Genomic DNA, 25,712 nt, shown 5'->3' on the forward strand with positions numbered 1-25,712 from the left:
TTTTATTTAAAATCTGAATGTAAATAAAAAAACAGAATTAGTTTTCATTTGAAATGTAAAATGAAACATAAGGATGCTAAACTATAAAACAACAAAAGGTAGAAAAGTTTTACGGAAGAGGTGTTCAAAGAGCATGAACAGCAAACAAACCGATCACATCGAAACGAAACGCCGATTTCCGATCTGTCTCGCGCTTGCTTTGACATTAGGCGTATTTGCCGCCGGTTCTGAAGAGCTGGTGATTTCTCCGCTGCTTCCGGATTTAGCGCGGGCTTTCAGCTCGGATGTCAGTGTGCTGGCGCTTTCCATCAGTATTTACGGAGTGATGATTTTTATCGGCGCGCCGCTTCTCGTTCCGCTGGGAGATAAATATTCCCGGGAACTCAGCCTGATGACGGGGCTGCTTATATTTACGGCCGGCACGGTGATCTGCGCGTTGGCGCACAATCTCTTTTTCTTCTTTCTGGGCAGGGCGCTTTCCGGGCTTGCGGCGGGTGCGTTTGTGCCGACAGCTTATGCGGTGGTCGGCGACCGTGTGCCTTATGCGTACCGCGGCAAGGTGATGGGCCTGATCGTGTCAAGCTGGTCGCTCGCTTTGATTTTCGGCGTTCCGATCGGCTCTTTTATCGGCGGCGTTTTAAATTGGCGGTGGACGTTTTGGATTTTCGCCCTCATGTCTGTCCTCGTTGCTTCGCTCATTTTCATTGAGGCGCGCCGCAGCACGGCGGATGGGGATAAAACAGAAGAGGAAAACGGACGGCAGGCAGGCACTTTCCGGGATGCGCTGAAGGTGCCCCGTGTCCCTGTATACCTCACGATCACTTTTTGTAACATGATCGGTTTCTACGGCATGTATTCCTTTCTCGGCACATATCTTCACCGCGTGCTGCCGGGGGGGAATACAGCTTCAGGGCTGCTGATCATGGTGTACGGAATCGGTTTTTCCATGAGCGTGTTCACCGGAAAAATCGCAGATAAGGCGGGGAAAATGCGCTCTTTGATCGCGGCATTGGCCGTGATCAGCATATGGCTTTCCTGTCTCGCCTATGCGCCGTCATCAATGCCGTTTTTGGTCATCGGGTTATTCGTCTGGGGATTGATGCAAAGCCTGACGGTGACCTTGCTCAGCACCATTTTAAGTGATTGCTCACAGAGCCGCCGGGGCAAAATCATGGCATTTTACAGCCTGGCGTCCAATTTGGCCGTCACCTTGGGTTCTGCTGTCATGGGTCCGGTCTATGTCGGATACGGATATGCAGCTGTTGGATTTATCTGTGCGGCCGTCACCCTCATCGGCTTTGTCCTCAGCGTTTTCGCATACAGAAGGTATGGGAAATATGAGCATCAGGCCGACCAATCATTGTATCGGTAAAATAAAGTTTCTATAATTTTGTAAATGTTAATTTTTAGCACCCTATTTCATAGGGTGTTTTCTAATATATAGGAATAATTATCAATATTTTCAAATAATATTGACAGCTTGAACATCTATGGATAATATTTACTTAAAATTTAACAGATTGGTTGGTGCTCATGATTATATTGGATAATAGCATTCAAACGAAAAGCAAGGCTTATTCAATATCTAAACTGATTACGATCAACACGCTCGGTCCTGAAGGGACAAGCAGTGAGTACGCAGCAAAAAACTTCATCACCAATTTTACCCTTCTCCAAGGGGTGAACAGTAAATTATCACTGCATGATACATTTGAATCGTGCATTGAAAAAACGCTTCAAAGTCCGCTGGAATACACAATTGTGCCTCACGCGTATGACGGCATTAAGCACTTCTACATGAGACCGGATCTGCAGCTTCTGCAAATTTTCAGGTGCGACACCCCGATGTACGGCCTGGCTGTCCGGCCCGGTTTTGAATATACGGATGATATGCTTGAACAGACTGTCATCGTATCCCACCCGTCTCCTATCAATTTGATTAAGTATTTTACCCGTAAAGATGTCACGTTTGATCTGGTGAACTCAACGAGCGCAGCCGCGAAAAGAGTGAAGGACGGTTTGTCCGACATCGCGCTGACAAATGAGCTGGCCAGACAAAAGTACGGCCTTCACTTTGTCAAAACATTTAAAAGCATTCCCATGAGCTGGTCATTATTCGGAAAAGGAGAGATTCATGATGAAAACTGAACAAGATTTGCAGGAACTTTATTTCCCGACGCCTAAATTAATAGAATGGGATAACGGAGTAAGACAATATTCGTCCGTCAGAGGAGATACGGAAGTTCTGCTTTCTTACGTTCCGCCGCATACAAACGTGGAACCGCATCAGCATAAGGAAGTCCAAATCGGCCTTGTCGTTTCCGGCGAGCTGTCCATGACTGTCGGAGATGTCACAAGAAAGATGACAGCGCTGGAATCAGCCTATATCGCGCCTCCTAATGTGCCTCACGGCGCAAGAAATGAGACGGATCAAGAAGTGATCGCCATTGATATTAAACGCCTGAAAGCCGGTGAAACCTACACAAGCCCTGAAGATTATTTTTTGAATATTTTTAAAACGAGAGACTTATTGCCCGGTATGGAAGTCACGTTCTTCGTGGAAGACTGGGTGGAAATCATGCTTGCCAACATTCCGGGCAACGGGGGAGAAATGCCGTTCCATAAACACCGCAATGAACAGATCGGCATCTGCATCGGCGGCGGCTATGATATGACCATTGAAGGCTGCAAAGTGGATATGACATTCGGCACAGCTTATTTCTGCGATCCGAGAGAAGATCACGGCGCCATCAACAGATTTGAAAAAGATTCAAAATCAGTCAATATCTTTTTCCCTCCGCGCTATAACAGAGCAAAAGCGAAAAAATTAGAGGCGAAAGAGTCATGAACCTGACGGATAAAACTGTCCTCATCACAGGGGGCGCATCAGGCATCGGTTATGCCGCGGTTCAGGCGTTTCTGAATCAGCAGGCGAATGTGGTCGTCGCGGATATTGATGAGGCGCAGGGAGAAGCGATGATCAGGAAAGAAAACAATGACAGGCTGCATTTTGTGCAGACAGATATTACAGATGAGCCGGCATGTCAAAACGCCATCCGGTCAGCGGCGGACAAGTTCGGCGGATTGGACGTGTTAATCAATAACGCCGGCATCGAAATTGTCGCGCCGATTCATGAGATGGAGCTGAGCGATTGGAACAAGGTGCTCAACGTCAATCTGACGGGCATGTTTCTTATGAGCAAGCACGCGCTCAAGTATATGCTCAAAAGCGGCAAGGGCAATATCATTAACACGTGCTCCGTCGGAGGAGTCGTTGCATGGCCCGACATTCCCGCATATAACGCCTCTAAAGGCGGCGTATTGCAGCTGACGCGTTCGATGGCCGTCGATTACGCCAAACACAACATCCGCGTCAATTGCGTGTGCCCGGGAATCATTGACACACCTTTGAATGAAAAGTCGTTCCTTGAAAACAACGAAGGCACGCTTGAAGAAATCAAAAAAGAAAAAGCGAAAGTCAATCCGCTGCTGAGACTCGGCAAGCCTGAAGAAATAGCGAACGTCATGCTGTTTCTCGCGTCGGATTTATCAAGCTATATGACCGGAAGCGCGATCACCGCAGACGGTGGATACACCGCACAATAGAGAAGGAGTGTTTACATATGGAGAGAAAAACAGTATTGGTTATCGCTGACCTTGGGGGATGCCCGCCGCATATGTTTTACAAAAGCGCAGCCGAAAAATACAACCTCGTCAGCTTTATTCCAAGACCTTTTGCAATTACAGCCTCTCATGCGGCATTAATTGAAAAATACTCGGTCGCGGTCATAAAAGATAAAGACTATTTTAAGAGTCTGGCTGATTTTGAGCATCCCGATTCGATTTACTGGGCTCATGAAGATCATGACAAACCTGAGGAAGAAGTAGTCGAAGAAATCGTCAAGGTGGCCGGCATGTTCGCGGTTGACGCCATTACGACCAACAATGAACTGTTTATCGCTCCGATGGCAAAAGCGTGTGAACGTCTCGGCCTGCGGGGAGCGGGCGTACAGGCCGCTGAAAATGCCAGAGATAAAAACAAAATGAGAGCCGCCTTCAACCGGGCCGGCGTCAAGTCTATCAAAAACAAACGGGTGACGACGCTGGAAGATTTCCGCGCCGCGCTTCAGGAAATCGGAACGCCGCTCATTCTGAAGCCTACATACCTGGCGAGCTCCATCGGCGTGACGCTCATCAAAGAGAGGGAAACGGCAGAAGCCGAATTTAACAGAGTCAATGAATACCTGAAGTCGATTAACGTACCGAAAGCGGTCACGTTTGAAGCGCCGTTTATCGCGGAAGAATTTTTGCAGGGCGAGTATGACGACTGGTACGAAACAAGCGGTTATTCCGACTATATCAGCATAGAAGGCATCATGGCCGACGGAGAATACTTCCCTGTCGCAATTCATGATAAAACACCGCAAATCGGATTCACGGAGACATCGCATATTACGCCGTCCATCCTGGATGATGACGCGAAGCGGAAAATCGTCGAAGCAGCCAAAAAGGCGAATGAAGGACTCGGCCTCGAAAACTGCGCAACACATACAGAGATTAAATTAATGAAAAACCGGGAAGCCGGACTGATTGAATCAGCGGCACGATTTGCGGGCTGGAACATGATTCCGAATATTAAAAAGGTCTTCGGCGTCGATATGGCGCAGCTGTTATTGGATGTTCTCTGTTTCGGAAAAGAAGCCGATCTGCCGAAAGGATTATTGGAGCAGGAGCCATGCTATGTCGCCGACTGCCACTTGTATCCTCAGCATTTCAAAGAAAACGGCCAGCTGCCTGAGACGGCTGTCGATTTCGTCATTGAAAGCATTGACATTCCCGACGGCGTCTTAAAGGGAGACACCGAAATCGTTTCTTTCTCGGCGGCCGAGGCGGGTACATCCGTGGATCTGCGGCTGTTCGAAGCGTTCAACAGCATTGCGGCGTTCGAGCTGAAAGGAAGCAATTCGGGTGACGTGGCCGAATCAATCAAACAAATTCAGCAGCAGGCGAAGCTGACTGCAAAGTATGCGTTACCGGTATGAAACAGCTGAAACCGAACTCTAAGTATTTGCTTTTCGGGCAGGCGCTTTCGTTTATGGGAGACTATTGCGTTCTCCCGGCTCTGCTCATTTTGTCTACATACTATCACGACTACTGGGTGACGTCCGGCGTCATCGCGGTCCGCAGTATTCCGATGGTGTTTCAGCCGTTTTTAGGCGTGCTCGTGGACCGGCTCGACAGGGTGAAAATCATGCTGTGGACGGATGTGATCAGAGGCGTCATCTTTTTGGGGCTGACATTTCTCCCGAAAGGCGAATATCCGCTGCTTTTTCTGGCGCTGCTGTTTGTTTCTTACGGAAGCGGCGTGTTTTTTAACCCGGCACGTCTCGCGGTCATGTCGTCTTTAGAAGCGGATATTAAAAATATCAACACTTTGTTTGCAAAAGCCACGACGATTTCGATTATTGTCGGCGCTGCAGCCGGCGGACTTTTTCTGTTAGGCGGTTCTGTGGAGCTTGCCGTCGCCTTTAACGGGGTGACCTATCTTGTCTCCGCGTTTTTCATCAGCCGCATTAAGCTTCAATACGTGCCGATTCAGTCAGAAAACGTGAGAGAAGCTTTTCAGTCGTTTAAAGAAGGCCTGAAGGAAATCAAAACAAATGCTTTTGTGTTAAACGCCATGTTCACGATGATTACGATGGCGCTTTTGTGGGGTGTCGTCTACAGCTATTTCCCGATTGTCAGCCGCTTTTTAGGCGACGGGGAAATCGGCAATTTCATCCTGACGTTCTGTATCGGCTTCGGCGGCTTTATCGGCGCCGCTCTTGTCAGCAAATGGGGCTTTAACAACAATAAAGGGCTGATGTATTTTACAGTGTTATCGATCGTCTCGCTTGCGCTGTTTTTGTTTACCCCGATTTTCGCCGTGTCAGTCATTGCCGCCATTCTTTTCTTTATCGCAATGGAATACGGTGAGGTGCTGGCGAAGGTCAAAGTTCAGGAGAACGCGGCGAACCAGATTCAGGGCCGGATTTTTTCGGTGGCGGAGGCCTCCATCGGATTGTGCATCGCCGTCGGTTCCATGCTGATCAACATTGTAGACGCGGCAGTCATCATGGCGTTTATCGTCCTTTTGGTCAGCGGGCTGTTTCTGCATACAAAACTGGTCAATAAATCCTTTTCAGAACGGAATAACGAATCAGAGCAAATTCATTTATAAGGAGCCTTTCAGATGGAAATCATACCGTCCGACGTCATCAAGACACTTCCGAAACAGGAATTTTCGCTCGTTTTTCAAAAGGTAAAAGAGATGGAGAAAACGGGAGCCCAGATCATTAATCTCGGGCAGGGGAATCCCGATCTCCCCACACCGCCGCATATCGTTGAAACATTGCGGGAGGCTGCGCTGAATCCTTCGTATCACGGATACGGCCCGTTCAGAGGCTATCCGTTTCTGAAAGAAGCCATCGCGGAATTTTATGAGAGAGAGTACGGGGTATCGGTCAATCCGGAGACAGAAGTCGCGCTGTTCGGCGGAGGGAAAGCTGGTTTGTACGTTTTGACGCAATGCCTGCTGAATCCCGGCGATATCGCCTTAGTCCCGAACCCCGGCTACCCTGAGTATTTATCGGGCATTACAATGGCCAGAGCGGAGCTGCATGAGATGCCGCTTCATCCGGAAAACGGCTATCTGCCGGATTTTGAGCGGATTGATCCCGCCGTCCTGAAAAAAGCCAAGCTGATGTTTTTGAATTACCCGAATAACCCGACGGGCGCGACTGCGGATCAGGCGTTTTATGAAAAAGCGGCAGCGTTTGCAAAAAAACATGACATCCACCTTATTCACGATTTTGCATACGGCGCGTTCGAATTTGATCAGAACCCGGCCAGCTTTCTTCAGGCGAAAGAAGCGAAAACGGTCGGCGCGGAGCTTTATTCATTTTCGAAAACCTTCAATATGGCAGGCTGGAGAATGGCATTTGCCGTGGGGAATGAGAAAATCATTCAGGCGGTCAATGAGTTTCAGGATCACGTCTTCGTCGGCATGTTCGGCGGTCTTCAGCAGGCGGCAGCGGCGGCGCTGTCAGGAAATCCTGAGCATACCGAGCGTCTGAAGCGCACATATAAAGAACGGATTGACTTTTTCACGGTGTTATGTGAAAAGGAATTAGGCTGGAGCATTGAAAAATCGAAAGGGACTTTTTATGTATGGGCTGAAATTCCGAATGAATTCGAGTCTTCACACCAGTTTTCGGACTATCTGCTGGAGCATGCCCATGTTGTCGTGACGCCCGGCGAGATTTTCGGCAGCGGCGGAAAGCGTTATGTCAGAATATCAATGGTGGCCAAGCAGGGCGATTTGAGGGAATTCGTGCTGCGGATTCAAAAGCTCGGTTTGTCCTTTCCTTCATTACAAGAAACATCCCGCTGAGAGCGGGATGTTTTTATTATATGCTTTTCATGCTGCCGCCGTCGGCTGATACTTGCTGTCCGGTAATATAGGAGGCTTCTTCAGAGGCAAGAAAGGCAGCCAGCGCCGCGGTTTCTTCCGCAGTTCCGACACGCTTCATCGGGACGCCTGAGGCAATCCGTTCTTCCGCTTCCGCTTTAGAAATGCCGTTTTGCTTCATGACATTCTTCACGAATTGGTGATAACGGTCTGTGGCGATAAACCCGGGATTCAGACAGTTGACAGTAATGTGAAAAGGCGCAAGCTGAATGGCGATGTTTTTGCTGGCATTAATTAAAGCGGCGTTCATCATGCTGTTGGTAAACATATTGGCGCCGGGTTCTTTCCATAGGTTTCCGACGATATTAATGATTCTGCCGAATTCGTGCTGCTTCATGATTGCTGCGGCCGTTTTCATAGAGTCGATATAAGCGATCGTTTTATTCGTAAAGGTATTTGTCATATCTTCTATATCGCAGTTTTCAAAGGTATCCGGCGAGCCGCCCGGAATGTTGTTGATCAATACATCAAGCCGTCCGCATTGTGATCTGATCTCTTCAAAAATGCCGGCTCTTGTCTTCTGGTCCGACATATCCCCGGCCAGAACGGTGACGCCCGCATCCGGATGTTTGGCGAGGATCTCTTCTTTTACCGATTCGATATTTTCGGGAACTCGTGAATTAATGACGGTATGAAAGCCATTGTCCGCCAGTTTCAGAGCGATCGCTTTGCCGATCCCCTGACTGGCTCCCATAATAAACGCGGTTCGTTTTGACAACTGTCTGCACCCCTTTACCAAAATGGAATCTCCTTTACATCGTAAAAAAAAATGATAAAAATAGCAAATTTTATTTAAATTCTGACAAATAAAAACCCGCCGGACAGGCGGGTGGGTGTTACACGTGCAAAAACTTCGGAAGCGTGTCGAGAGACAAGCGGTTTCCGACAAAAAATGAACCGAATTCGCCGTAGCGCGCGCTGACTTCATCAAAGCGCATTTCATAAACAAGTTTTTTGAACTGAAGCACATCATCGCTGAAGAGCGTAACGCCCCATTCGTAATCGTCAAAACCGACAGATCCCGTGATAATCTGTTTGACTTTGCCGGCATAGCTCCGTCCGATCAAGCCGTGGCTTCTCATCAGGTTTCTGCGTTCATCCATAGAAAGCATGTACCAGTTGTCATTGCCGCTTCTTCTTTTATCCATCGGATAGAAGCAGACGTATTTCGCTTCGGGCAGCTCAGGATACAGGCGGGCGCGGACATGCGGATTTTCATACGGATCGCCTTCTCCGCTTGCGAGGTAGTTGCTCAGCTCAACCACGGACACGTAAGAATAAGCCGGGATTGTAAATTCAGCAAGCTTTGATTTGTTAAATTCAAGCTCGATTTCGTTCAGCTCTTCCATTGTCGGGCGAAGAATCATCAGCATAAAATCAGCTTTCTGTCCGACGATGCTGTAGATGGTTTGCGAGCCTTTGCCTTCTTTTTGGGCGACACCCCATTTTTCAAGCAGTCCCGTAAATTCGTGAATAATCGACAGGCGCTCATCGCTGGATAACATCTTCCATGACGTCCAGTCCATTGTGCGGAAATCGTGAAGCGCGTACCAGCCGTCAAGCGTTTGGGCGGCTTCGTTCGTTTTTTGCTGCTCACTCATGTATCTTCACTCCTATATCTTTTCATTACATTGATGCCTTCACTATATCACAGTTTAACCGTTTCGGCTGTGGAGAAACCTTGAATAATCCGAAGCCTTGTGTCAGAAACTAAACCGTGAAACAAACCGTCAATTAAATTAGTTAGAAAAATAAGATTTCTTTTTGAAAGCGCTATAATAGAAGTTGGTTATTTGAATTTAGCTGGAAGAAGAGTATGCTGTAAAAGTAAGCGTTTTTTGTCAACATAGAGGAGGGTATATCGTGGCAGATTTATTTACAAAAGTACAAGAAAAAGTCGCAGGAAAAGATGTGAAAATCGTATTTCCTGAAGGGTTGGACGAACGTATCCTGGTTGCGGTCAACAACTTGGCGGGCAACAAGGTATTAAAGCCGATCGTAGTCGGCAATAAAGAAGACATTCAAGCAAAAGCGAAAGAATTAAATCTTACGCTTGACGGCGTGGACATTTTTGACCCGCATACATATGAAGGCATGGAAGAACTCGTTCAGGCTTTCGTAGAACGCCGCAAAGGCAAAGCGACGGAAGAACAGGCCCGCAAAGCTTTGCTGGACGAAAACTATTTCGGCACGATGCTTGTGTACAAAGGTCTCGCAGACGGACTTGTCAGCGGAGCTGCACATTCTACTGCTGATACGGTGCGCCCTGCACTGCAAATCATCAAAACAAAAGAAGGCGTGAAAAAAACATCAGGCGTCTTCATCATGGCCCGCGGTGACGAGCAGTATGTGTTCGCTGATTGCGCGATCAACATTTCTCCTGACAGCCAGGACCTTGCCGAAATCGCCATTGAAAGCGCCAATACGGCTCAAATGTTTGACATTGACCCGCGCGTTGCCATGCTCAGCTTCTCTACAAAAGGATCGGCGAAATCAGACGAGACGGACAAAGTGGCTGAAGCGGTGAAAATTGCGAAGGAAAAAGCGCCTGAGCTTACGCTTGACGGCGAATTCCAATTCGACGCTGCATTTGTGCCGTCTGTCGCGGAGAAAAAAGCGCCGGACTCCGACATTAAAGGAGACGCGAATGTATTTGTATTCCCAAGCCTTGAAGCAGGAAACATCGGCTACAAAATCGCTCAGCGCTTAGGCGGCTTTGAAGCGGTCGGACCGATTCTGCAAGGATTAAATATGCCTGTAAACGATCTTTCCAGAGGATGTAATGCGGAAGACGTCTACAATCTTGCGTTAATTACGGCTGCTCAAGCGCTGTAATCCGCAAAAGCCGGCCTTTACGAGGGCCGGCATTTTTTTATAGAAAGAACGTCACTGCGGCCCAGCCGAACAGGGACAAACAGAGAGAACCGATCAAGCCTGCTGCGAGCGCCCGCCAGCCGTTATGACGAAACGCCGATATATGGACTTTCAAACCGAGACCCGCCATCGCCATGCCGATGAAAACATAAGACACTTGAACAAGAAACGCGGAAAACGAGGCTGAAATAACGCCTGATGTATGGATGGCGCTCATTCCGAGAAATCCGAAGATAAACCAAGGGATGGGGAGCGAAGCGGCAGAAGCCGTCTTTGACTTTCCGCTGCGGCGCGCCCGCATTCCGAGCATGAATGCGGCCGGGACGAGCAGCGCGACCCGGGTCAGTTTGACGATCACCGCCATCTCGACGGCTGCTTTTCCTCCGGCGCTGCCGGCCGCCGCCGCATGCGCCACCTCGTGAAGCGTTGCCCCGCAAAAGGCTCCGTAAGCCGCAGGAGAAAAGCCCAATCCATGATAAGCAAGAGAATATACAACAGTAAAAACGGTTCCTAATAACGAAACGGCGGCCGCGCTGATGGCGGCTGCATTTTCATTTGATCTGATCTGCGGCGCGATCGCGGCAATGGCAGCCGCCCCGCAGATCGCTGTGCCGCAGGCTGTCAGCGTGCTGAGTGTCTGATCTATACGGAACAGCCGGGACAGTCCGTATACAACGGCACCCGCAAACATCATACAGCAGACGGCAATTGCAAATACGTGCCAGCCCGCATGATAGATATCCGCCAGATTCAGTCTCATGCCAAGCAGGATGATGCCTGCTTTCAGCAAGTATTTGCTTGAGAACGCGATCCCCGGCTCTAATGCCGCCCGCTGTCCGAATACGGCGCGCCAGAGCATGCCGATCAGCATTGCAAGGACAAGCATTCCGAGCATTTGCAAAAACGGCAGGCGGCTGACATAGAAAGCCGCAAACGCAATTCCTGCGGTAACTGAAACACCTTTTACCATCTTCATCTCAGTCACTTCCCATTATCTTGATAACTCCACTTTACTGCGGTCTTAATCATTAGTAAAATATATTTATATGATCTAAACGATTAGGAAAAATAATGATTAGGGGCGATGCTTTTTGTATTATGGGGAACTGAAAACATTCATTGCCGTCGTGGAAGAAAAAAACTTTACAAAGGCGGCGCAGAAGCTGATGATTTCTCAGCCGAGCGTCAGCCTTCACATTAAAAACCTGGAGAAAGAATTTCAAACCGCCTTGCTGAACCGCTCTCCGAAGCACTTTACGACTACGCCGACGGGGGACATTCTCTATCAGCGCGCCAAGCAGATGGTCTTTTTGTACGAACAGGCGAAATCCGAAATTTACGCCCATCATCATTATGTCAAAGGGAAGCTCAAAATCGCCGCGAGCTTTACCATCGGCGAATATATTCTGCCGCCGCTTCTCGCAAAGCTTCATAACGAGTATCCCGAGCTGAACCTGGACGTCATGATCGGAAACACGGAGGAGGTCAGCGAAGCGGTTCGGATGCTTCAAGCCGATATCGGATTAATTGAAGGGCATACGGGGAAAAACGAGCTCGACATTCAGCCGTTTATGGAGGATGAATTGTGCATTGCCGCACCGAACGGACACCCGCTCGCCGGCAGAAAAAACATCCCGGCTGCTGAATTGCAAAATCAAGCGTGGGTGACGAGGGAGAAGGGTTCGGGAACGAGGGAATATTTAGACCACGTCCTTCAATCAAACGGACTGCGGCCGAAATCCATGATGACGATCAGCAGCAACCAGGGCGTCAAGGAAGCCGTGATCAGCGGAATGGGTCTTTCCGTACTGTCAAAAAGCGTGCTGCAAAAGGATCTGCTTCACGGCAGCATTTCCGTGCTTGAGATAAAAGGATTCTCCTTAAAACGGAAACTGTCTATCATCCAATCTTCCATTATGGAGAACACAAAAAACAAAGAAATCTTCATCGCTCTTTTGAAAAGCCAATTTCAATCATCACAAGCGGAGTGATATAATAAATGCATGGAAAGCCTATGACGAAAGGGATTTAATATAGATGGGAAAGCAACCGATTGATTTACTGATGCAGCCGAGCTGGAGAATCATTGACCAATCCAGCCTCGGCCCTTATTTTGATGCGAAGCAGTCATTCGCAATGGATGATACGCTGTGCGCCTCCGTAGGCAAAGGGGAATCGCCTGCGACGGCACGCTCTTGGGTGCACCACCGGACGATCGTGCTCGGCATTCAGGACACGCGCCTGCCGTTTTTAGAGGACGGCGTGAAATTGCTGGAGGACGAAGGCTACCGTGTCATTGTCCGCAATTCCGGAGGCCTCGCCGTCGTACTGGACGAAGGCGTATTGAATATCTCCCTTATTTTTGAAGACGAAAAAAAAGGCATCGACATCGACAGAGGCTACGAGGCGATGACAGAGCTGGTGCGGCGGATGCTGCGTCCGCACCATGCCGAAATTGAAGCATATGAAATTAAAGGATCGTACTGTCCGGGCAGCTATGATCTCAGCATCGGCGGCCGAAAATTCGCGGGAATCTCACAAAGACGCCTGCGGGGCGGAACCGCGGTTCAGATTTACCTCTGCGCCGATAAAAGCGGAAGCGAACGCGCCGATCTGATCAGACGTTTCTATCAAGCCGCTTTAAAAGACAAAAGCAACGATACAAAAGGCGTATATCCCGATATCCGGCCCGAAACGATGGCTTCATTAAGCGAATTGCTGCAAACGGACATTACCGTGCAGGACTTAATGCTGGCGCTTTTGACTGAACTGAAGGAACTCAGCGGACGCCTGTATGCAGCCGGATTATCGCCGGAAGAGGAAATGGTATTTGAAAAAAATCTGACCCGAATGCTGGAACGGAATGAGAAGGTGTTCGGCACGCAGGAAAGCTTGGACTAAGTCCGGGCTTTTTTTGTTTTTGGTAATTATATACTATTTAGTTATAGTGAAAAAAGAAGTGTTATATGAAAACTAGTTTACATTATATACCTTATTTGATTAATATATTTATGTAGGTTCCAAATAATTCTATAAACTAAAGGAGATGGAGATATGAACTTTAAAAAAATAAAAGAAGAAAAAAGAATCACGATCCCGACACATTTGTTAGCCGGAGATGCGGAACAATCAGGCAATTCTTTCGCTTGGAGCGGCTGGGTGCTTGTAGTGCCGAGCCAAGAAGACAATCAAAACCCGAATTTGAATTTCTCTGATTTAGCCGCTCAAAAGTAGGATAATCACTGTTTGGAGCCTACACATCTGAGACGAGGCGGTGAGAGTTTGACACAAGAGTATATAAGAGAAATTAAGCGGGGAGCACTGTCATGGATTGTTAAAAATATCCATTATTTTGATATGAATCATAAAGTAGCGAATGATTTCAGATGGCGCCTTAAAACATTTATAGAACTCATTTTTCTTACCAATTACCTGATCAGAAATCAGGCAGATGATAAGGAAGTTGCTGTTATAACGGAGTTTATTACAGAAAGGCTCCGTAATGATCAGCTTGAAGAATTTATTCATTTTGATCCGGACGGTCTCGCCGGATTGGCTATTGCGGGTGAATTTCTTACCTTGACTGATCATCCGTCACGGGCTTCGGTGATATGGGAGCTGGAAAAATTCACGGCAGCGCGTTTTGATTGCAGCCTTGCTAAAGTTCCCTTTCGGAAAATGGATCTGAAGTACAGTCTGCAAAGAGCAGGCGTAACCTCGGAAATAACGGATTTTTCTGACTTATATCACTACACAGCAGCTGGTCAGGATATCCCAAATACATATATGACGGATCATGATGCGTACAGCATCACTCATACGATTTTTTATATAACAGACATGGGATGTTCTTCGCTTACGGATAAAGAGTATCATCTGCCGTCCTTAAAAGAAAAGGTCCTGAAATTTCTCGGGATCTATATCTGTCTTGAGAATTTAGATATTACCAGTGAATTATTGATGTGCAGCTCTTTTTTACATATCAACATGGATAAGGACAACCATAAACCGCTCTATGAAGCAGCCTGGAATAAAATCTATCAGGGCCGAATGAAAGAGGGGAATGTCCCGAGCATCACCTATCAACATAAACCCGGTTTGACAGGTGAACAGCGAAGAGAAGATGTGTTCAAACATTGCTATCATACAACACTTGTCGCCGCTGGTGCCGCGCATGCCTGTCTTAGAGCAGAAAGGAACGATTAACTTGAATAGATTAGCTGAAGAGACAGATCAATTTTTATTATCTTTTGCTGAACAATCGCTTCCGGATCAAAAGAGCATTCAGCTGTTTGCCGGCTTCTGCAAGTACTACAGGAAGACGAGCCATTCTTCCGCTGTAAAAGAACATACTGAAAGGATTGCCTTCGCTTTCGTTGATAAGTCATGCTGGGAAGATCTGTTTCACTGTAACACGGCCATTGTCAATGAGTTGATTCATATCTATTTAACGGCAAAAGCTTATAAAAAGAAGCAGGGAATGGATTCGGATGATCAGGTCATACGTCACGGATTGCAAAACGGCTATCTTATAAAAAAAGAATGGCCTTATTTTAAATACGCCGAATTCGTCGGTTTGCTGAGCGAGCTGGGAATGTCAACTGACCATGAAAAAGTGCGCTTTTACAAGAATTCGATGTTTCAGCCTTTGCTCCATGACGCATGGAAAAGAACAGCTGAAAACGAGCTGGAGTTTGTCGAGTACTGTCTTCTTCATTTGAATGAGGGAGAGCATCTGCTTCATCCCGGCTTGAAGGCGTCCATTCAAAAATGGCTTGTGTTTTGTCTCGGCAGCCGAAAAATGAAACAGCTGTGCAATATGTTATTTATCCAATCGTGTATCGATCCATTTTTTTATGGCTGTCAAGCGGCTCTTCATCATATAAATAACGAGAATCCATCCATTCATTGTGCTCCGGCTCTTCTGCCGGCGATTGAGATTCTGAATCTGGAGTGTGGAACATGCAGATAGTCAAGGAACATTTTAATATAAAAAAAACAGAAGAATGGCTGCTGGGTTTTTGGAAGAACATTCAGCTGCAGCCGGAAGAAATGGAAGCAGATGATCTCATGCACCTGTTTTGCGGTTTAGCGGCATGTCATCATTTTGAAAGCAGAAAGGATACAGAAGAAGTTATTCTATTCCTAGACCGTTATTTCGGAGAAAAAACACACGAATGCCATCCGGTCCTGTTCGCGTATGCGTATCATGTGTACCGCAGGATAGATGCCGCAAAAAGCATCTTTTTTCATAACGGACTTGAACAAATGGTCCGCGGTTTACAAGAGGAACTGAAATCAGTGCCCTCCTCTATGATCCTCATGGTGTTAGGGGCTTATTTTGGGGCGGTGACTCCGGAAGAACTGATCGTGTTCTTAGAAACCGGGATGAAACGTGAGGCCGATTTGCTCATGGCACCGGGCGGCATGCAGGAAGAACAGGCGGATGCCCTTTATGCCGTCACTTATTTGCAAATGAAAGAATTGCAGCCTTTTCTCACGGAATGGTACAAAACATCAGACTTTGCTTTTTCAGGTTTAATGTTAGCCGAGTGCAGAAAGTATCACATTGACGCCGTTGCAAAATACACTGCCATTATGAAATTTCTCCGATTCGATGAGGCGCTTTTTATACGGGAAGGGCGGGAATTTCTACACTTTCAGCAGCGAAGCAGCGGGAGCTTCGGTTATTTGAATCCGTTAGCGATGGACCAAGGGGCGGCCAGCGGCAAATTACTGGACCGTCAGTATTTCCTGCCGTCCGCTCATTATGCCGCCGCCTCTCTGTCTATGCTGTAATGTCTCTCTTTTGAAAGACGGAAAAAGAAATCAATAAACATATAAGAAAGTAGATCGCTATAACCGTCATGGAATAGGGGATGTTTAACGTTGAAATCGCATCACCCGCACTTTTATTTACATAAGCAACGAGATTTAAATGCGGAAAGAGCGTAAATTTATACCATGTAAATTGGGCAAGCAAATCAGTTCCGCCCAATATACTGCCGGCAAACAGCAGTAAAATGGATAAGCAAAGGGAGAGCGCCTGGCTTTTGCACAATACTGACAAAGTGAACGCAATGGTGACAATGCTTATAATTGATATGAAACGCAAAAGCAGAATGATTCCGGATGCTTTGATTGAACTGATGGTATACAGACTGTCATTTAAATGAGTATAGACGAGCGGATATGAAGCATTGGAAAAACCGAATAACACGCCGCCGATCAGCAAACAGCTCACACAGTAAAATAAGTAAACCATGCCGGTAAACAGAAGAGACGCCAGAAATTTCGATGTTAAAATCCGCCATCTTCGGTTCGGGCTTGTAGCGATAAACTTAATCGTCCCAAGGGCAAACTCTTTAGAAACAACCCCGCTGACGGTTAAAATCGCGGTCAAGCTGACGAAAATCTCAAGCCCGTTTGAAGTAACCGTGCCGAAAAACCTCCAGCCGTTCCATTCATAAGGGTTGATGTTATGCTCCAAATAATAGTCTTTATTCTTAACATCAGCAGAATAATAAACGCCTGTCGTTTCAGCCGGTTTATCAATTTCTTCCTGTTTTTTTTCGGCGAGAAGCCGTTCTTTCCAATTGTTATCCGAGGAAGCATCTAACTCATGATTCATAATAAGGCCGGCCAGCAAAACGATGAGAAACAGGAAAAAAAGAGATAAAAGTGTGCCTTTTTTTCGGGTTATTTTTATGAATTCGTTCTGCGCCAGATGAAATATGCTCATACCGCGTCCTCCTGATCTGTAATCATCATGTATTTCTCTTCCAATGACAAAGTTCTTGCAGAAACGCGGGAAATCAGAATCTCTTTCTCTGCCAAAGATTTAATGACATACGGGATGGTATCTTCTTCCGCTTCCAATTCAATGATGCGGCTGTCTTTTTGCTGTACTTGAAGAATACCGTCCTGCTCTAATATTTCTTTCGCCCTTGCCGGATGATCGACCGTGACGGTAAACAGTTTTTTCTGACCAAGGTCATGTCTGTTCTTCATGTCTTCAATTCCTAAAATCCGTCCCTTTTTAATATAGGCAACCCTATCGCAAATCTCCTCCATTTCCGACAATAAATGGCTTGATAATAAAATGGAAACCCCTTGCTTCGATAAATCGGAAAGAATGGTGCGCAATTCTTTCATTCCTTTAGGATCGAGGCCGTTCATCGGTTCATCCAGAATTAATAATCCGGGATTGTGAAGAAGAGAATAAGCGAGCCCCAAGCGCTGTTTCATACCTAATGAGAAATGTTTCACTTTTTTGCGGGCAGCCTGCTCTAGCCCGACTTTTGCAAGGGTATTCATAAGGTCATCCGTTCGCAGCGAGGTGCTGCGCAGTTTAGTAAAATATTTTAGGTTTTGCAAAGCGGTCATATTCGGATACATATCCGGGCCTTCAATGATAACCCCGATATGTCTCATAAAATATTCAAAGTCGCTGTCCGGTCTGCCTCTGAATGAAATGGCTCCTTCTGTTTTTTTAATAAGCTGTACGATCATTCTGAAAATAGTGGTTTTTCCTGAGCCGTTCGGCCCTAAAAGGCCGAAAATCTCGCCTTTTCTCACATCGAAAGAAATTGACTGTACAATAGGGGTATGATTGATTGTTTTAGAGACATCTTTTAATATCAGGGCTGGTTCAGTCATGATATTTGCACACCTTCCTTATGATTTAGGGTAAAAGCCGTCAAAACCGAAGAACATGCTTCCGATCAGGCCGGCAACGATTAAAATGAGAGCAATGCTATACCACATTTTTCGATTCAATGGTTTCCCTCCTTACAACGCTGACATTCCATTTGAAATAGCGCAAAAAGATGCGGAATATCAGTTTCGAAAGATCAAATCCGGCCATAAACACCGCCATACCCGCTCCAAGAACCATACATCCGTTAAAAATGGCTGTTACAATCGGCACTTTTACGAGGAGAAAGAATGATCCGGTCATCAGCATCAGGCCGATCGCCATCAAACTTAACACCGCAACAGAGGCAAAAAGAAACGGTGTCAGCATAAACATGAAGTTGAACATGCCCATCCCCAGCATCAGGCCGAATGCTTTGAAAAAGGAGCGCCATGTTTTCTGCTCCTCGGCATCACTAATGAAAATATCCGCTTTTAAGGCGCGCGCAAGTGTTTTGGGGTTTCCTAAATTGTCGGCGATTTGTTCATCGCTTTTTCCTTCAGCGCCGCCCATTTGGAATATTTCGCCGATATCGGCGAGTATCTCTTTTTGCTCAAGTTCCGGCAGATCTTTTATTTCCCGCCGGAGATGTTTTAAATATTGGTCTTTACACATTCATTTTCCCTCCTTAATGATGCTGTTCACTTTTTCGGACAGGTCAAGCCATTCCGATTTTAATGTTTGATGATAAAAGGCGCCTTCTTCTGTTACCTTGTAATATTTGCGTGACGGGCCTTGATCGGAAGCTGCTGTATACGTTTTTAAATAGTTGTTTTTTGTAAGTCTTCGTAATATGGGGTAGATGGTGCCCTCCGATACAGGGAACGTTTCACTTATGATCTTGATTAATTCATAACCATATAAATCTTCATAAAGAAGCAGGGACAACACACAAAGTTCCAACGCTCCTTTTCGTAATTGGCTACTCATTTACTATCATTCCCATCATATCTAATAATTGTATTCTCTATACAGTGTATTGCACAGTAGCTAATCGATCAATAATTCCCAAGAACCATTTGGGATGAGGAATTGAATCTTTATGCTTATGTGCGGGCGGGGACCGAGATGCGCAGCCCTTGCGGGAAGAAGGCCTCCTGAACAATGTTTACATTAATATAGATCAGGATGCGCGTCATTGACAAATGGCAAAAACCCCTTTTTCCATGACAAGGAAAGGGGTTTTTCCGTTATTCGGCCATTTTCTCTAAATTACCGTTCCGGTCCATTTTAAAGGACGGAGAGGCATGTTCGTCGTCTTCAAATAAAACTAGTTTTCTGGCTCTGTTCATAATTTTCACCAAGGTTTCGTAGTCTTCCTGAATGGTTTTTTGATCTTTTTCAAGCTTTTCGACGGCCGCTTCCAGCTGCTCGGTTTTAGACTGAAGTTCTTGGTTTTCCCGTTTTAAACGGTCATTTTCCATTTGCAGGGCGGAAGTTTGCTTTCCGCTGCCTTCATAGCTCTTCAGAAATTGAATGACGTCTGCCATTGTGAGCTCCGCCTTTTGGCTCGGCTGCTGAGGCGCCAGCAAATGTGATAAACTAGCTAACTCTTCCTTGAAGCTTTCATCGACATAAGGCATATGTTCGCCGGACATGACGGCTTGCCGATCCTCTTTTGGCGCTTCCGTTTGAACCGTCTCTTCGGCTGCGGTTTCCTGCATGATGTCCGCATCCGGTGCAGGCGGCTGATATAATAGTTTCTTCTTGGCCGGCTGGCCGTTTCCGAGCGCGCGCATCCGCTGTTTCCGCTGTTTTTTGGCAAGCTGAAGCGCTTTTTCGTATTGATGGCGCACGACGGCATTCCACCTGAATCCGCACGCTGCCGACGTTCTGTTTAATTTATCGCCTACCTCTTCAAAGGCGTTCAGCTGCGTGCTTCCTTCCCGGACGTGCCGGAGCACGGTTTCCGCAAGCAGCAGGTCGTTTTCCTCCGACCAGGCGTCCTGTCTTTGTTTTGTCAATGTTCTCAACCCCCAATATCTTTGATGGTATTAGAATGTCCAGATTGGAAAATATTTATACAAATTGGCTGAAAGAATGAGAGATACGCAGAGCCTTGCAGGATAAGATGAATCCTTGTACAATGAGATGTGATGTGATTTTTTTCGTTTTTAAAATTAAGTTTTAACATAGAGGAACATTGAATGAAGGGAAGCGTACATCATGGCTAATGAATTCCGAGTGTGTGATGATTGCCAGGCCACCAATATTAAGACTTTGCTGCCGCGTTTGAAAGAAGCTGACCCGGATGCAAAAGTGGAGGTCGGATGTCAGTCATATTGCGGGCCCGGACGCAAAAAATCGTTTGCTTTCGTAAACAACCGCCCGCTGTCGGCGCCGACTGAGGACGAGCTGATTGAGAAAGTGAAAAAGAAGATCAAAAAGTAAATGTGTATTTTACGACAGCCTCGCCCGATGGGTCAGGCTTTTTTGCTTCAAAAAATCAATGTCGGAAAACTGGAACAAAACGCCGGACAAATTCAAGGATGTTTTCAAATTACAGAGCCGATATAATAGAATCACGGCTAAAAAAAAGAGGGAATGACGATGGCGTATCCAAACGGAAAATTATCAGAAGAAAAAGTGTTTAAAGATCCCGTTCACCGCTATGTTCATGTGCGGGACAAGCTGATCTGGGATTTGATCGGCACCCGTGAATTTCAGCGGCTGCGCCGGATCAAACAGCTCGGTACGACGTATTTGACGTTTCACGGCGCGGAACACAGCCGTTTTAACCATTCTCTCGGCGTCTATGAGATAGTCAGACGAATGGTTGATGATGTTTTTAAAGGGCGTCCTGAATGGGATGACAATGAACGCGAACTCTGTCTCAGCGCCGCGCTTTTGCACGATTTGGGACATGGGCCGTTTTCGCATTCCTTTGAAAAGGTTTTTCATCTGGATCATGAAGACTATACGAGGGAAATCATTCTCGGCGACACCGAGGTGAATCAGGTTCTCAGAAAGGCGGGACCGGGATTTCCGCAGGATGTTGCCGAAGTCATTGCCAAAACATATAAAAACAAACAGGTGGTCAGCCTGATTTCGAGCCAGATTGACGCCGACAGGATGGATTACCTTCAGCGGGACGCATACTATACGGGCGTCAGCTACGGACATTTTGATATGGAACGGATTTTAAGGGTGATGCGTCCGCGAGAGGATCAGATCGTCATTAAGCAAAGCGGCATGCACGCTGTCGAAGACTATATTATGAGCCGCTATCAAATGTACTGGCAGGTGTATTTTCATCCCGTGACGAGAAGCGCTGAAGTCATATTGACGAAAATTCTCCACCGTGCGAAGCAGCTCCATGAAGAAGGGTATATCTTCACTCATGCTCCCGTTCATTTTTATTCCATTTTTGAAGGGAAGCTGACGCTTGCGGATTATCTGAAGCTTGATGAAGCCATCATTTTATATTATTTCCAGGCTTGGGAAGAAGAAGAGGACCCGATTCTGTCCGACTTGTGCCGCCGCTTCATTAACCGCCAGCTGTTTCAATATGCCGAATTTAACCCCAATGAGGAAATGTCGGCTTATTTTGAACTGACCGCTCTGTTTAAAGAGGCGGGAATTGATCCCAATTACTATTTAGTGGTCGATTCTTCATCGGATCTGCCGTATGATTTTTACCGGCCGGGTGAAGAGGAGGAGCGTCTGCCGATTCACCTGTTAACGCAGAAGGGCCAGATCAAAGAGCTGTCCAGGCAGTCCGCCATTGTCGAATCCATTTCGGGCAAACGCCGGACGGACCATAAGCTCTACTATCCGATGGACCTCATTTGCGACGATTCAGAAAACCCTGAAGCAAAATTAAAAATCCGGCAGCTGCTGGGACTGACATAGAAGGATTTTGGTAAAGAAGGAAAAGGAGATGTCGGGAATTTGTTGAAAGAACATGCAAAACTGATGAAGGTGTTCTCGGATTCTGGAGAAATCATCGGGCGGAAAAAGCTGCAGAAAATCATTTATATCGCGAAGAAAATGCAGTATCCTTTCTACGAAAAATATGATTTTCATTTTTACGGCCCGTATTCCGAAGAACTGACGCTTCGAATTGAAGAGCTGTGCAATCTTGGGTTTCTGGATGAGGTGAAGGAAAAAAAGGGCGGCTACTTTCAATACCGGTACTCGCTGACGGAGACGGGAGCCGAGTTTTTACATCATGCGGAGCTTACGATGCCGGATATGAAGAAGTACATCGACAGCGTCAACAGCCGCTCATCCCGGTTTTTGGAGCTGGTGTCTACGATTTTGTATTTTGACGGCCTTGAAGCTGAGGAAAAGAAAGAGAAAGTGTTTACGATAAAAAGCAAACAGAAATATACGGATGAAGAATATGATGAGGCGCTTCACTACATAGAAGAGCTGAAACACATTTGTTAAAGGCGATGGCTTTCGTCTTTTTTGATGAAAAAACCAGGCCGCGATAAAGCGGGCCTGGTTTTGTTTATTGTCTCAATTTGCTGTGCTTGTACGAATATAAAAAGTAAACGATCACGCCGATGATCAGCCAGACGGCAAAATAAAGCCACGTTTTCAGCGGCAGATTGACCATTAAAAACAAACAGCAGATAATTGCCAAAATCGGCAGTACGGGTACAAAAGGCACTTTAAATCCCCGCGGCAGATCCTTATGGGTGCGGCGCAGAATCAGCACGGACAGACTGACCATGGCGAATGTCAATAATGCGCCGATGTTTGAGAGATCTGACAGCTCTTTCAGATCAACAAAACCCGCGATGCAGGCGCTGATCAGTCCGATCAGCCACGTATTAAAGATCGGCGCTCCCGATTTCTTTCCGACAATGGTAAAGACTTTCGGCAGCATTCCGTCTCTTGCCATCGCAAAAGATATACGGGTCGCCGCATAGGTATGGGCGAGAACGACGGCCATCAGTCCGATCACCGCACCGGCAGCGATAACGCCCGCCACCGCGTTTTGTCCGACAGACTGCAGCACATAAGACATGGCTTCCGGCACATTAAGCTGTGAATACGGAACCATCCCCGTCATGACGAGACAGACGATGACGTATACCAATGTACAGATCACCAGTGAACCGATAATACCGATCGGCAGGTTGCGCTGCGGTTTTTTGACTTCTTCAGCCGAAGCGGAAATCGCGTCAAATCCGAGAAACGCAAAAAAGACGGCAGAAGCCCCCGTAATGACGCCTTTGATTCCAAAAGGCATAAAAGGATGCCAATTGCCCGGCTTTACAAAAAAGCTTCCTGTGATGATAAACAGCAAAACAATTCCGATTTTTACGAGAACCATTATATTATTAAAGGTTTTGCTCTCTTTGGAGCCGCGTGACAGAACGACGGCAATTAATAGAGTAATGATGATGGCAGGAAGGTTGACGATGCCCCCCTGGCTCGGCACGTGCAGCAGACTGTCCGGCAAAGGCATGCCGATTTCGGCTAACAGATTATTAAAATAACTTGACCAGCCGCTTGCCACCGCCGACGCCGTCACCATATAAACGGATAAGAGCGTCCAGCCCATTAAATGGCCGACAATTTCTCCCATGGTGGTATAAGAGTAAATATAGGCGCTTCCGTAAACCGGGAGAACAGAAGCGATTTCGGCGTAACATAATGCTGCAAGGCTGCAGACAACGGCTGCAATGATAAAAGAAAAGATTACGGAAGGTCCGGCGTTTTTCGCGGCCGTAATGCCTGTAAGAACCATGACGCCCGTCCCGATGACGGCGCCGATGCCCAGTAATGTTAAATCAAATCCACCCATCGTTTTGGCAGTCTGCCTGTTTCTGCTTTGTTCAAGCAGCTGGGTGATGTCTTTTTTTTGTAGGATATTCCGCAACACGCATCCCTCCATCCAAAAGCAAAAGCCAAGAGGGGCTCTTTGGCTTTTACCCGTGTCACATCTTCTGTGTAATCGACAATCCTGTGTTCTGTTTCCCCGTCTGTTCCGTTTCTTTTCCAGTCATATTGTCTGCCGCATCCGATCAGATTATCCTTTCCGTCAAACGCAGTCACCCTTAATGATTTTACCTGAATCATGTCTATAAAACCAGCATTGCATAAAAGGGATGGGTGAAAAAGCAGGAGATAATAGTCTGTATAGGGCAGGATAAAAGTTGCGGGCTTTCCGGCCGAAATTTTGACTTTCCCCGCGAGGTATCAGTAAAATGTAATAAAAAACAATCAAATGATGATGGATGCATCTTGAAATGGGGAGTTTCTGCATGGAGCATGATATATTGCAAGCAAATGTACTGGATTACGCGCTCACGAAATATTTAAAGAGCACGAAAAAGCTTGATGAGGCGACAATTCCGAAGAGTATAAACAATATCAGAGGATTTATTCTCAGGATTATTTACCGGCACGGCACGTGCACGATTAAAGATATATTGCAGGAAGTTACATTATCGCCTTCAGCCACGACAACCGCTCTGAATCATTTAGAAAAAGAGGGTTTCGTGGAAAGGTCGAGAAATAACGAAGACCGACGCACGGTATGGATGACGCTTTCCGAATCGGGAAAAATGGCGGCCATGCAAATGATTGAAAACCGGCAGATGCTCATTGACGAGCTGTTCGAAGCATTGACAGAAGAAGAAAAGAATACCTTTTTCAGCCTCGTTGAAAAAGTAATGAAATAAGCCGGCCTGACATAGCAGCGCCGGCCATTATCAAGGATTACTCCGTATCGCTGATCCGTTTGCCGGCGACGGCGTAATGATCCTTTCTCATTTCTTCAATCATGACAATGATCTTTTCTTCGGCTGCGCCTGTCGTTTCTTTTACGGCTTCTGTCACTTTTTCAACCAGATTCCGTTTTTGTTCATCTGTGCGGCCTTCAAGCATTTTAACGGTTACGAGCGGCATGGTGCTGATCCTCCTTTATCGTTTCCTCTCTTTGGAAGAGAGGTCACTTATAGTATACTGAATGAAGGACAATCTTGCATTTTTTAAAAAAGGGGATTTTTACATTTGGACAGATTTTTATATTATCCGCTGGAGCTTATGCCCTATGTCGTGATTACGCTGATTGTGGCATTTACGATGCATGAACTGGCGCACGCGTATGTCGCGTATCGGTTCGGAGACGATACCGCGGCGAGACAGGGCAGATTAACGCTCAATCCGATTAAACATCTTGATGTTTTCGGAACGATTCTAATTTTGGTCGCGGGTTTCGGCTGGGCCCGTCCGGTGCCGGTGAACCGCCGCGCCTTTAAAAGACCGCGGCTGGCGGGAGTGCTGGTTTCCGTCGCCGGGCCTGTAAGCAACCTGCTTCTTGCCTTTATCGGTTTCTTTTTGCTAGTGTTGATGCATGCTTACGGAATGGAGCTGCTTTCTGCATTCAGCATGGGGCTTGACCGCTTTTTCTCTATTTGGATTCAGCTGAATCTCGCGCTGTGTTTATTCAACCTGCTGCCGCTTCCTCCGCTTGACGGCTACCGGATTATTGAGGATCTCGTGCCGCCGCGGGTGCGCGCCAAAATGACTCAGTTTGAGAGCTACGGGATTATCGTGTTTCTCGTGCTGTTTGTGACACCGGTCGGCTCCTATGTCGTGTGGCCGCTGTTAAGTGAGGGGAGAGACTGGATTCTCAAGGTATTTGCCATTATATTTCAACCGCTTTTGTAG

The 25,712-nt window shown here is 46.7% G+C and carries 29 protein-coding genes; 19 read left to right on the forward strand and 10 right to left on the reverse strand.

All coding sequences use genetic code 11. The annotated features are described in order from the left end of the window. Window positions 1–133: 133 nt before the first annotated feature. From BGM27_RS11495 to BGM27_RS11525, 7 genes are all read left to right on the forward strand, one after another. Window positions 134–1,372 (forward strand): MFS transporter, encoded by a 1,239-nt coding sequence (locus tag BGM27_RS11495; protein ID WP_007407675.1) that lies wholly within the window; start codon window positions 134–136, stop codon window positions 1,370–1,372. 161 nt (window positions 1,373–1,533) lie between these two features. Beyond that, the gene (locus BGM27_RS11500) at window positions 1,534–2,148 is read left to right on the forward strand and encodes a bacilysin biosynthesis protein BacA (protein ID WP_020954358.1); all 615 of its coding nucleotides are present in this window, start codon (window positions 1,534–1,536) and stop codon (window positions 2,146–2,148) included. Next, a complete protein-coding gene (bacB, locus tag BGM27_RS11505; protein ID WP_003151000.1) occupies window positions 2,138–2,848 on the forward strand; it encodes a 3-((4R)-4-hydroxycyclohexa-1,5-dien-1-yl)-2-oxopropanoate isomerase in 711 nt (236 codons plus the stop codon). Before BGM27_RS11500 ends, bacB begins: the two co-directional genes overlap by 11 nt. Beyond that, window positions 2,845–3,606, forward strand: a complete 762-nt coding sequence (bacC, locus tag BGM27_RS11510; RefSeq protein WP_007407673.1) for a dihydroanticapsin 7-dehydrogenase — start codon at window positions 2,845–2,847, stop codon at window positions 3,604–3,606. The genes bacB and bacC overlap by 4 nt, the downstream gene beginning before the upstream one ends. A gap of 17 nt (window positions 3,607–3,623) precedes the next feature. Beyond that, window positions 3,624–5,042, forward strand: a complete 1,419-nt coding sequence (gene bacD / locus BGM27_RS11515; RefSeq protein ID WP_007407672.1) for an alanine--anticapsin ligase — start codon at window positions 3,624–3,626, stop codon at window positions 5,040–5,042. Next, window positions 5,039–6,220, forward strand: coding sequence for a bacilysin exporter BacE (locus BGM27_RS11520; protein WP_007407671.1), 1,182 nt, complete (start codon window positions 5,039–5,041; stop codon window positions 6,218–6,220). The genes bacD and BGM27_RS11520 overlap by 4 nt, the downstream gene beginning before the upstream one ends. A 12-nt stretch (window positions 6,221–6,232) precedes the next feature. Then, window positions 6,233–7,432 (forward strand): transaminase BacF, encoded by a 1,200-nt coding sequence (locus BGM27_RS11525; RefSeq protein WP_007407670.1) that lies wholly within the window; start codon window positions 6,233–6,235, stop codon window positions 7,430–7,432. Window positions 7,433–7,448: 16 nt separating this feature from the next. Here BGM27_RS11525 and bacG read toward each other — a convergent pair whose 3' ends face one another. Both bacG and hemQ read right to left on the reverse strand, forming a co-directional pair. Further along, window positions 7,449–8,228 (reverse strand): NADPH-dependent reductase BacG, encoded by a 780-nt coding sequence (gene bacG, locus BGM27_RS11530; RefSeq protein ID WP_007407669.1) that lies wholly within the window; start codon window positions 8,226–8,228, stop codon window positions 7,449–7,451. A gap of 118 nt (window positions 8,229–8,346) precedes the next feature. Further along, window positions 8,347–9,111, reverse strand: coding sequence for a hydrogen peroxide-dependent heme synthase (gene hemQ, locus BGM27_RS11535; protein WP_003151011.1), 765 nt, complete (start codon window positions 9,109–9,111; stop codon window positions 8,347–8,349). Window positions 9,112–9,373: 262 nt separating this feature from the next. On the opposite strand from hemQ, the gene pta reads away from it, so the two are divergent. Further along, entirely contained in the window at window positions 9,374–10,345 is a 972-nt protein-coding gene (gene pta / locus BGM27_RS11540; protein WP_007407668.1) for a phosphate acetyltransferase, read from the forward strand. 37 nt (window positions 10,346–10,382) lie between these two features. Here the strand turns inward: pta and BGM27_RS11545 are convergent, their stop codons facing one another. Then, on the reverse strand, window positions 10,383–11,360 hold the full coding sequence (locus tag BGM27_RS11545; RefSeq protein ID WP_007407667.1) for a YeiH family protein: 978 nt from the start codon (window positions 11,358–11,360) through the stop codon (window positions 10,383–10,385). 115 nt (window positions 11,361–11,475) lie between these two features. Here BGM27_RS11545 and BGM27_RS11550 point away from each other — a divergent pair, with 115 nt between their 5' ends. From BGM27_RS11550 to BGM27_RS11575, 6 genes are all read left to right on the forward strand, one after another. Further along, window positions 11,476–12,375, forward strand: a complete 900-nt coding sequence (locus tag BGM27_RS11550) for a cysJI operon transcriptional regulator CysL (protein WP_007407666.1) — start codon at window positions 11,476–11,478, stop codon at window positions 12,373–12,375. A gap of 46 nt (window positions 12,376–12,421) precedes the next feature. After that, on the forward strand, window positions 12,422–13,285 hold the full coding sequence (gene lipL / locus BGM27_RS11555) for an octanoyl-[GcvH]:protein N-octanoyltransferase (RefSeq protein WP_007407665.1): 864 nt from the start codon (window positions 12,422–12,424) through the stop codon (window positions 13,283–13,285). A 153-nt stretch (window positions 13,286–13,438) separates the two neighbouring features. Then, the gene (locus tag BGM27_RS11560) at window positions 13,439–13,618 is read left to right on the forward strand and encodes a hypothetical protein (protein WP_003151018.1); all 180 of its coding nucleotides are present in this window, start codon (window positions 13,439–13,441) and stop codon (window positions 13,616–13,618) included. A 48-nt stretch (window positions 13,619–13,666) separates the two neighbouring features. Beyond that, window positions 13,667–14,590: a DUF6895 family protein gene (locus BGM27_RS11565; protein ID WP_007407663.1), complete on the forward strand. Its 924-nt coding sequence runs from the start codon at window positions 13,667–13,669 to the stop codon at window positions 14,588–14,590. Then, entirely contained in the window at window positions 14,559–15,356 is a 798-nt protein-coding gene (locus tag BGM27_RS11570) for a hypothetical protein (RefSeq protein WP_007407662.1), read from the forward strand. Before BGM27_RS11565 ends, BGM27_RS11570 begins: the two co-directional genes overlap by 32 nt. After that, window positions 15,347–16,183: a hypothetical protein gene (locus tag BGM27_RS11575; RefSeq protein ID WP_038462322.1), complete on the forward strand. Its 837-nt coding sequence runs from the start codon at window positions 15,347–15,349 to the stop codon at window positions 16,181–16,183. The genes BGM27_RS11570 and BGM27_RS11575 overlap by 10 nt, the downstream gene beginning before the upstream one ends. Here BGM27_RS11575 and BGM27_RS11580 read toward each other — a convergent pair. From BGM27_RS11580 to BGM27_RS11600, 5 genes are all read right to left on the reverse strand, one after another. Then, window positions 16,173–17,126, reverse strand: a complete 954-nt coding sequence (locus BGM27_RS11580; RefSeq protein WP_007407660.1) for an ABC transporter permease — start codon at window positions 17,124–17,126, stop codon at window positions 16,173–16,175. The two genes, BGM27_RS11575 and BGM27_RS11580, sit on opposite strands and share 11 nt — an antisense overlap. Further along, a complete protein-coding gene (locus BGM27_RS11585; RefSeq protein ID WP_007407659.1) occupies window positions 17,123–18,043 on the reverse strand; it encodes an ATP-binding cassette domain-containing protein in 921 nt (306 codons plus the stop codon). The genes BGM27_RS11580 and BGM27_RS11585 overlap by 4 nt, the downstream gene beginning before the upstream one ends. Window positions 18,044–18,140: 97 nt before the next feature. Next, window positions 18,141–18,695, reverse strand: coding sequence for an HAAS signaling domain-containing protein (locus BGM27_RS11590; protein WP_007407658.1), 555 nt, complete (start codon window positions 18,693–18,695; stop codon window positions 18,141–18,143). Continuing rightward, window positions 18,696–19,010 carry a PadR family transcriptional regulator gene (locus BGM27_RS11595; protein WP_007614461.1) on the reverse strand — a complete coding sequence of 105 codons (315 nt, stop codon included), beginning with the start codon at window positions 19,008–19,010 and terminating at the stop codon, window positions 18,696–18,698. It lies immediately after the preceding gene. Window positions 19,011–19,270: 260 nt separating this feature from the next. Beyond that, complete coding sequence (locus tag BGM27_RS11600) at window positions 19,271–20,044, reverse strand: RsfA family transcriptional regulator (protein WP_007407656.1); 774 nt, start codon at window positions 20,042–20,044, stop codon at window positions 19,271–19,273. Window positions 20,045–20,246: 202 nt separating this feature from the next. Between BGM27_RS11600 and BGM27_RS11605 the strand changes: the two genes are divergently transcribed. The 3 genes from BGM27_RS11605 to BGM27_RS11615 all read left to right on the forward strand — a co-directional run bounded on the left by BGM27_RS11605 (window position 20,247) and on the right by BGM27_RS11615 (window position 22,472). Next, window positions 20,247–20,471, forward strand: a complete 225-nt coding sequence (locus tag BGM27_RS11605; protein ID WP_003151034.1) for a YuzB family protein — start codon at window positions 20,247–20,249, stop codon at window positions 20,469–20,471. 159 nt (window positions 20,472–20,630) lie between these two features. Next, window positions 20,631–21,932, forward strand: coding sequence for an HD domain-containing protein (locus BGM27_RS11610; protein WP_007407654.1), 1,302 nt, complete (start codon window positions 20,631–20,633; stop codon window positions 21,930–21,932). A 39-nt stretch (window positions 21,933–21,971) separates the two neighbouring features. After that, window positions 21,972–22,472, forward strand: a complete 501-nt coding sequence (locus tag BGM27_RS11615) for a YwgA family protein (RefSeq protein ID WP_007407653.1) — start codon at window positions 21,972–21,974, stop codon at window positions 22,470–22,472. 64 nt (window positions 22,473–22,536) lie between these two features. On the opposite strand, the gene BGM27_RS11620 is transcribed toward BGM27_RS11615, so the two are convergent. After that, window positions 22,537–23,916 (reverse strand): amino acid permease, encoded by a 1,380-nt coding sequence (locus tag BGM27_RS11620; protein WP_032865071.1) that lies wholly within the window; start codon window positions 23,914–23,916, stop codon window positions 22,537–22,539. Between the two features lie 385 nt (window positions 23,917–24,301). On the opposite strand from BGM27_RS11620, the gene BGM27_RS11625 reads away from it, so the two are divergent. Beyond that, entirely contained in the window at window positions 24,302–24,721 is a 420-nt protein-coding gene (locus BGM27_RS11625) for a MarR family winged helix-turn-helix transcriptional regulator (protein ID WP_007407650.1), read from the forward strand. A 37-nt stretch (window positions 24,722–24,758) separates the two neighbouring features. Here the strand turns inward: BGM27_RS11625 and BGM27_RS11630 are convergent, their stop codons facing one another. Further along, entirely contained in the window at window positions 24,759–24,947 is a 189-nt protein-coding gene (locus BGM27_RS11630) for a 2-hydroxymuconate tautomerase (RefSeq protein ID WP_003151042.1), read from the reverse strand. Window positions 24,948–25,052: 105 nt separating this feature from the next. Between BGM27_RS11630 and BGM27_RS11635 the strand changes: the two genes are divergently transcribed. Beyond that, window positions 25,053–25,712, forward strand: a complete 660-nt coding sequence (locus BGM27_RS11635; RefSeq protein WP_003151043.1) for a site-2 protease family protein — start codon at window positions 25,053–25,055, stop codon at window positions 25,710–25,712.

Origin of the sequence: Bacillus sp. FJAT-27001 (assembly GCF_019039175.1) — a bacterium.
Taxonomy (GTDB): domain Bacteria; phylum Bacillota; class Bacilli; order Bacillales; family Bacillaceae; genus Bacillus; species Bacillus velezensis.

Bases quoted from the DNA above. Each gene is read 5' to 3' on its own strand.
- BGM27_RS11605 (WP_003151034.1), top strand. From the start codon at position 20,247: ATGGCTAATGAATTCCGAGTGTGTGATGATTGCCAGGCCACCAATATT.
- BGM27_RS11545 (WP_007407667.1), bottom strand. From the start codon at position 11,360: ATGAAGATGGTAAAAGGTGTTTCAGTTACCGCAGGAATTGCGTTTGCG.
- BGM27_RS11630 (WP_003151042.1), bottom strand. From the start codon at position 24,947: ATGCCGCTCGTAACCGTTAAAATGCTTGAAGGCCGCACAGATGAACAA.
- BGM27_RS11570 (WP_007407662.1), top strand. From the start codon at position 14,559: ATGCCTGTCTTAGAGCAGAAAGGAACGATTAACTTGAATAGATTAGCT.
- BGM27_RS11610 (WP_007407654.1), top strand. From the start codon at position 20,631: ATGGCGTATCCAAACGGAAAATTATCAGAAGAAAAAGTGTTTAAAGAT.
- BGM27_RS11585 (WP_007407659.1), bottom strand. From the start codon at position 18,043: ATGACTGAACCAGCCCTGATATTAAAAGATGTCTCTAAAACAATCAAT.
- BGM27_RS11595 (WP_007614461.1), bottom strand. From the start codon at position 19,010: ATGAGTAGCCAATTACGAAAAGGAGCGTTGGAACTTTGTGTGTTGTCC.
- hemQ (WP_003151011.1), bottom strand. From the start codon at position 9,111: ATGAGTGAGCAGCAAAAAACGAACGAAGCCGCCCAAACGCTTGACGGC.
- BGM27_RS11625 (WP_007407650.1), top strand. From the start codon at position 24,302: ATGGAGCATGATATATTGCAAGCAAATGTACTGGATTACGCGCTCACG.
- BGM27_RS11575 (WP_038462322.1), top strand. From the start codon at position 15,347: ATGCAGATAGTCAAGGAACATTTTAATATAAAAAAAACAGAAGAATGG.
- lipL (WP_007407665.1), top strand. From the start codon at position 12,422: ATGGGAAAGCAACCGATTGATTTACTGATGCAGCCGAGCTGGAGAATC.
- BGM27_RS11495 (WP_007407675.1), top strand. From the start codon at position 134: ATGAACAGCAAACAAACCGATCACATCGAAACGAAACGCCGATTTCCG.
- BGM27_RS11525 (WP_007407670.1), top strand. From the start codon at position 6,233: ATGGAAATCATACCGTCCGACGTCATCAAGACACTTCCGAAACAGGAA.
- BGM27_RS11590 (WP_007407658.1), bottom strand. From the start codon at position 18,695: ATGTGTAAAGACCAATATTTAAAACATCTCCGGCGGGAAATAAAAGAT.
- bacD (WP_007407672.1), top strand. From the start codon at position 3,624: ATGGAGAGAAAAACAGTATTGGTTATCGCTGACCTTGGGGGATGCCCG.
- BGM27_RS11580 (WP_007407660.1), bottom strand. From the start codon at position 17,126: ATGAGCATATTTCATCTGGCGCAGAACGAATTCATAAAAATAACCCGA.
- bacC (WP_007407673.1), top strand. From the start codon at position 2,845: ATGAACCTGACGGATAAAACTGTCCTCATCACAGGGGGCGCATCAGGC.
- BGM27_RS11520 (WP_007407671.1), top strand. From the start codon at position 5,039: ATGAAACAGCTGAAACCGAACTCTAAGTATTTGCTTTTCGGGCAGGCG.
- BGM27_RS11560 (WP_003151018.1), top strand. From the start codon at position 13,439: ATGAACTTTAAAAAAATAAAAGAAGAAAAAAGAATCACGATCCCGACA.
- bacB (WP_003151000.1), top strand. From the start codon at position 2,138: ATGAAAACTGAACAAGATTTGCAGGAACTTTATTTCCCGACGCCTAAA.
- BGM27_RS11500 (WP_020954358.1), top strand. From the start codon at position 1,534: ATGATTATATTGGATAATAGCATTCAAACGAAAAGCAAGGCTTATTCA.